General features: G+C 69.9%; 1 protein-coding gene. It reads right to left on the bottom strand.

Features of this window, described 5'->3' with window-relative positions; translation table 11 throughout:
* Positions 1-366 (bottom strand): helix-hairpin-helix domain-containing protein (locus tag MKK65_RS31610; RefSeq protein WP_243960551.1); only part of this gene is annotated, 366 nt, incomplete at both ends.

The raw sequence follows: 366 nt of genomic DNA on the forward strand, positions 1-366 counted from the left end.
GCCGCGGATGTCCTTGGCCAGCCGATACGGGTCCTCGGTCATGACCGCGATGGCGTCGTGCCCGTAAGTCTTGAAGATCCGCACCGCCCGCGCCGTGCCGACGCCGTGGGCGTGCAGGAACAGCATGATCTCGCGCACCGCCTTCTGCTCGGCCCAGCCGGCGATGATGCGGGCGGCACGCTTCGGGCCGATGCCGGCGACCTCGGGCAGTCGCTGCGGCTCGGCCTCGATGATCTCAAACGTGCCCTCCCCGAACGCCGCGACGATGCGCTTGGCCATGGCCGGACCGATGCCACGCATGTGGCCGGACGCGAGGTACTTCTCGATGCCCTCCACCCCGGTGGGCGGCGTGACCTTGAGGGTGTC

The organism is Methylobacterium sp. J-001 (assembly GCF_022829565.1).
Lineage (GTDB): Bacteria > Pseudomonadota > Alphaproteobacteria > Rhizobiales > Beijerinckiaceae > Methylobacterium.